This window comes from Bacillus sp. 05T31 (assembly GCF_056396725.1).
Genome location: NZ_JBFTMA010000223.1, coordinates 1 through 5918, shown reverse-complemented (window position 1 = coordinate 5918; position 5918 = coordinate 1). Strand labels below are relative to the sequence as shown.

Annotated in this window: 5 protein-coding genes and 2 pseudogenes; 4 read left to right on the top strand and 3 right to left on the bottom strand. The window is 34.4% G+C overall.

What is annotated here, in order from left to right:
- From AC1DJR_RS14855 to AC1DJR_RS14845, 3 genes and pseudogenes are all read left to right on the top strand, one after another.
- Window positions 1-734: serine hydrolase domain-containing protein (locus AC1DJR_RS14855; RefSeq protein WP_477002905.1), on the top strand; the 734-nt coding region annotated here is incomplete at its 5' end.
- Between the two features lie 40 nt (window positions 735-774).
- A pseudogene (locus AC1DJR_RS14850) lies at window positions 775-1377 on the top strand (DUF2441 domain-containing protein).
- A 33-nt stretch (window positions 1378-1410) separates the two neighbouring features.
- Window positions 1411-2352: a nucleoside hydrolase gene (locus AC1DJR_RS14845; protein WP_477002904.1), complete on the top strand. Its 942-nt coding sequence runs from the start codon at window positions 1411-1413 to the stop codon at window positions 2350-2352.
- A gap of 188 nt (window positions 2353-2540) precedes the next feature.
- Here the strand turns inward: AC1DJR_RS14845 and AC1DJR_RS14840 are convergent, their stop codons facing one another.
- On the bottom strand, window positions 2541-3407 hold the full coding sequence (locus AC1DJR_RS14840) for an MBL fold metallo-hydrolase (protein ID WP_477002903.1): 867 nt from the start codon (window positions 3405-3407) through the stop codon (window positions 2541-2543).
- A gap of 390 nt (window positions 3408-3797) precedes the next feature.
- Window positions 3798-5111, bottom strand: coding sequence for a hemolysin family protein (locus AC1DJR_RS14835; RefSeq protein ID WP_477002902.1), 1314 nt, complete (start codon window positions 5109-5111; stop codon window positions 3798-3800).
- A gap of 473 nt (window positions 5112-5584) precedes the next feature.
- On the opposite strand from AC1DJR_RS14835, the pseudogene AC1DJR_RS14830 reads away from it, so the two are divergent.
- Window positions 5585-5686 (top strand): annotated as a pseudogene (locus AC1DJR_RS14830) (ArsR/SmtB family transcription factor); the annotation flags it as partial.
- An 11-nt stretch (window positions 5687-5697) separates the two neighbouring features.
- On the opposite strand, the gene AC1DJR_RS14825 reads toward AC1DJR_RS14830, so the two are convergent.
- A partial coding sequence (locus AC1DJR_RS14825) for a DUF7003 family protein (protein WP_477002901.1) occupies window positions 5698-5918 on the bottom strand: 221 nt, incomplete at its 5' end.

Genomic DNA, 5918 nt, shown 5'->3' with positions numbered 1-5918 from the left:
AGAAACATGGCTATCATACTTGGACGATCGGCTGGTATATAAGTGAGTTAATTCGTCATGCAGATCCAAAGGGCAGAAATCTGACTCAATTTTTCAATGAAGAAATTTCATGTCCCTTGCAAGCCGAAATGTATATTGGTATCCCATCTACCCTTCCGGATGAACGAATAGCGACTATTAAAGGAATCCAATCTATCTTTGATATATTTAAAAACTTCGGCTCCTTTCCTAAAAGCTTACTATGGGCATTTATGAATCCAAAATCATTAGCAAAACGTAGTATGGTTGATCCAAAAGGATTATTAGCCCATGATAATTTCAACAGAAGAGAATTACGAGAAGTAGAATTCCCATCTGGAAATGGTATTGGAGTAGTACGTGATATGGCCAAAATATATAGCGAATTTGCTAGTGGTGGTCCTCACTTAGGAATAATCCAACATACATTAGATGAATTGTCGAAACCACCTATCCAAACGAAAAATGGCTGGCGTGATGCTGTCCAAACCGTCGACACGGCATTTTCATTAGGGTTTTTCAAGCCGTTAACAACCGGTTCTAACTATGGAAATCCATCTTGCTTCGGTCATCCAGGTGCAGGTGGCTCCTTATGTTTTGCTGATCCAATTAATCGAGTCGGTTTTTCATATGCAATGACACGAGTTGGTATGCAAATGTTTGATGACCCTAGAGAAATAGCAATCCGTAAAGCTTTTTATAAAATAATTCTATAATTTCCGTTTAGATATATGAAAAAATGCTAGGAGGAAGATTATGAACGAGAACGAATTGTACGTTTATCACGTTGTTACTAGGAAAAAAATGAACCTCGGACAAATCATAAACTTTGACAAAAATCAAACTAATACCCTATATCACTTCTTTTTTGAAAGAGAACAATTAAAYTCTAMYGGWRAAGATKCCWTWMAAATTTTAAAMARTCATTATAMAARTGAMGRATTACATWTAAATAATGAAAATGCTMAAGTAGTTATGAATTATATRGATCAAACCATTAGAGCGATTAGAGAAACGATTGTGGAAATGGTTAGGCTGCAAGAATTTCCTGAATACCCGTCAAGGTTGTCTTGCTTATATGCTGCCAAAAGCTATGAAGATGCTTTGAAATGGAAAGCTTTATTTGATTCTTATAATCGAGATGTTTTACAGATTGTTAAACTACGAGTGATCGGTAGTTCTTTTGAAGGTGACGGAAATCTTTTACCGAAAGAAGATGGTATYCCTTTCGCTCAAAAAATGGAACAAGCTAGAGAGTATTGGAAAGGAAACGTTAGAAATGAACTTCCTGAGTTACTGATTAATGGGAGAATTGAAGTGGTGGAAATTATTGATGATTTTTCATCAATTAAAATTTAATTCCTGGTTAAATATTAAAGAATGGAGATTAAAATGATGAAAAAAGTGTACTTCAATCATGATGGTGGTGTAGATGATTTAATATCACTATTTTTACTACTCCAGATGGAAAATGTAGAACTTACAGGTGTTTCAGTTATTCCTGCAGATTGTTATTTAGAACCAGCAATGTCTGCCAGTCGTAAAATTATAGATCGCTTCGGCAAAAATAATATTGAGGTAGCAGCGTCCAACTCTCGTGGAAAAAACCCATTTCCAAAAGAATGGCGGATGCATGCATTTTATGTAGATGCTTTACCAATTTTAAATGAGTTTGGGAAAGTTGTTACACCTGCATCAAAAAAACCTGCACATCATCATTTAATAGAGACTCTCCTACAAACTGAGGAGAAAACTACTTTGTTATTTACCGGCCCTCTTACCGACCTTGCCCGCGCATTATATGAAGCGCCTGTAATCGAAGAAAAAATTGAACGTCTCGTTTGGATGGGCAGCACATTTCTTACTGCAGGAAATGTTCATGAACCTGAACACGATGGAACAGCCGAATGGAATTCATTTTGGGATCCCGAGGCAGTAGCTCGTGTATGGGCAGCAAAAATAAAAGTTGATTTAGTTACGCTAGAAAGCACAAATCAGGTTCCGCTGACATTAGACGTACGCAAACGCTGGGCAAAAGACCGTAAATTTATTGGTGTCGATTTCCTTGGTCAATGTTATGCGATGGTCCCCCCTCTCGTTCACTTTTCAACTAACTCTACTTACTATTTGTGGGATGTATTAACCGCTGCGTTTGTTGGGAAAGCTGATCTTGCAAAGGTACAAGTGATTAAAAGTATTGTTCATACATACGGACCTAGTCAAGGACGTACAGTGGCAACTGATGATGGGCGACCTATAAATGTCGTTTATGATGTAAAACGTGATGTATTTTTCAACTATATAACTGAATTAGCAAAGAAAGCTTCTACTTGAAATTCTATCTATACGAAAAATAAATAAAGTCGTATAACTTCAGATGATGAGCCTGTAAAAAAAATTCAAATTGGTTGCGACTTAATATTTACTTATTAAAAGGAGTATTGAATTAACTTTCAATACTCTTTTTGTGCAATTATATTATATTTGATCAAAATAAGCGTTAATTTGATTAGAGTTGTATTTTACAGATTATTCATTTCATAACCATTTACAAAAAACGTTATTGTTTCTAATTCATCTTCATTTAATTCTCTATCTATGTCTCGTTTATACGATGCCTTTATATTCTCTTCATCGCCTTTATGAGTTTCCGTATAAGTTCCTACTGTTTTTAGCAAATGAACTTCTTGTAAAAACTCATCCCTAATTATAGCTGTCCCATGGGAAAGAATATATGTCTCAGCATCAAATGCCTCTAACTCTTCTACTAATTTAAACGTTCGTTTCGTCGTATAGTTCCACTTAGAAGAAAAAATATTTGCATAAATACAATCTCCTAAAAACAATATCTTTTCTTCTTTAATATACATAACAACAGAGTCATGTGAATGGTCTCCGCCCACATGCTTTAACACACATGTCACATCACCAAGGTCTAATTCAAGTTGCTTCTGAAAGGTTAAGGTCGGCGGAATAATTTGAATATTTCTTGGTTGTTCACTGAACTCTTTTTTTATACAGTCCGCACAAAATTCAATTTCTGTGCCTTCTTTTACTCGTGTGTCCAACGCGTCATCTGTCCATTTATAAGAAACTAGTTTCTGCATCTCTCTTTTCGTTTCAGAATGCGCAATAGATAATGCACCTTGTAGTACAGGTAATCCAAAAATATGATCCCAGTGCCAATGCGTTAATGCTACAAAATCAGGATTTGAGATATTTTGCTCTTTTAGCATTTCTAAAAACAATTGTGCATGTGCTTCTGAATTACCTGCATCTATCATCAAAGTCTTTTCTTTTCCAACTACCATTCCTAAGACAGGTCTATCGGTCTCGGAAACAGGTGTCATATACCAAAATGAGTTTCCTATTTTTTTAATTTGCTGCATAACTATTGCCTCCATTTTATGAGTGTGTAACAATTTCCAGCCGAGAAAATTCTTTATTTTGTATTTTGATTACTAATAAATAACAATGTCAGAAATAAAATTCTTCTACATTTTTTATTATCTAGTGAAATACAAATACTAATKTTGACAARGGAATCCTTTCTCAACATTTGTTACTTTTAATCTATTTTACGCTACGAATTTACATTTAAATTATATTATAATTTGTATAAATGAGATACATTTTACAATATCGAAGGAGTGTTGAACCATGAATGCAAAGGAAACAATCATTCCCTATTTCGGTAATGTGTTAACAGGTAAAGAGTTGATCAATCAATGAATTTAATGAGGAGGGCTACCATGTTATCAGCTGAATAAAAGCAGCAACTATACAGTTGCTGCTTCCAACATTTCTTTTTGTATTTCAACACGTTTGATTTGGTGAGGGTCTTTAGAAAGAATTTTAAATACATATCCTTCGCTATTTACTGTTTGCCCTTCTTGGATATCATAATTCTGCATCAGAATCCAACCACCAATCGTGTCAACATCACTATCATTCATATGTAATCCTAGTAAATCATTTAATTCGCTAATTAATACTTTACCTTCTACGACAATATGTCCTTCATTCATTTGCTGGATGGGCGGACGCTCATCTTCATCGTATTCATCACGTATTTCTCCTACAATCTCTTCCAGTATATCCTCAATGGTTACAATACCAGCCGTACCACCGTATTCATCATATAACACAGCCAACGGAATACGTTTCTTTTGCATTTGTAGTAAAAGATTATGTATTGGTATGGTCTCAATTACTTCAATTACTGGACGCGTATACGATTGAATAGAACTGAATTCTTTTGTTTCCTTATTCATATAACGAATAAAGAAGTCTTTCACATTCACCATGCCAATGATTTCATCTTTATCTTCCCCAAATACTGGGTAACGTGTATACTTTTCATCACGGATTATTTTCATATGGTCTGCTAAAGAATTATCTACATGTAGCCCTATAATTTCTGTACGAGGGACCATGATTTCTTTCGCAATACGATTATCAAATTCAAAAATATTATTTACATATTTGTATTCAGCTTGATTAATTTCTCCACGTTCATAACTTTCAGAAAGAATCAATCGTAATTCTTCTTCTGTATGTGCTACATCATGCTCTGATGCAGGTTTTAAGCCGAACATTCCTGTTATCATCCTTGCAGAGCCATTTAACAAGCGAATAAACGGATACATGATTTTGTAGAACCAGATAAGCGGAGCCGAAAGTAATAAAGTAACCTTCTCAGCCTTTTGAATCGCGAATGTTTTTGGTGCTAATTCACCAACTACAACATGTAAGTACGTCATAATAGTAAAAGCAATTCCTAAAGATAATACACCTGCAATGGAAGGATTGATGTTCCACTTATCAAATAAAGGATGTAAAAGTCTCTCAATCGTTGGTTCACCTAGTGCCCCGAGTCCCATTGCTGTAACTGTAATCCCTAATTGACAAGCTGACAAATWCTCATCCAAGTTTGATGTCACTTTCTTAGCTGCCAGCGCACCTTTCTTTCCTTCTAATACAAATTGATCAATCTTTGATCCTCTTACTTTTACAATAGCAAACTCAATTGCTACGAAAAATGCAGTACATGCGATTAAAACCACTACCATGATTAAATTAAATATGTCCAACTAATTCCCTTAGCTTCCTTGAAACTAAAGGATTCACCTCCTGATATATTTTCTCTTTCCAGACCTACTTCATACACATTGACATGAGATTGTATAAAATCTACATTCTCAAAATGATGAGGGGTACTCTGAGAAAATCGAGGTCATTTAGCCACCTATCCGAGTCAACATCTGAGTCCAATACATTTCCACCGCCTTGATTAAATTATCTATATGTTAGCATGAGAAATAAATCCCAGTCAACGTTTACATTTTGTATACCCTGAAATTCAAACAAAAAGCTTCTCTTTCCTGTTACATAAAACCTCTTAATGTGTGCATCAAACACTATAACATTTCCTTCGCTTCCACTAACTATATTATTTTTTTGTTCATTATTTACATTCCTTCTCACATTAAAAATAAAGCGAAGAAACATTTATCAATCTTTTTTTAAAATATTTTGACACACATATTAGTAATAACTAATACGATTGTTCAACTCAAATGATTTAGATGTGAAAGCGAAGTTCATACATGGCTTTACCGATAAAATAATGTTACAAATGCTTCAATGTATCATAGGTGGGGAAAAACAGTTTCTTATTTAAATGTCATCCTCTTCTTGTTTTTCAAAATCACTCCATGTCCACTTGGTCCAATCATTATTTACTTTCCCTACAGTTATCAAATTCACATTATTTAATTCAATCGCTTTGGCTAAACTTTGAAAGAATATGCTCTCACTCGGTTTTTGATCATCACTTATATCAGGATGTTCCCATTCTTCTGTTTGATAAAATAGATTTGGTTTAAATTCTGCATTGG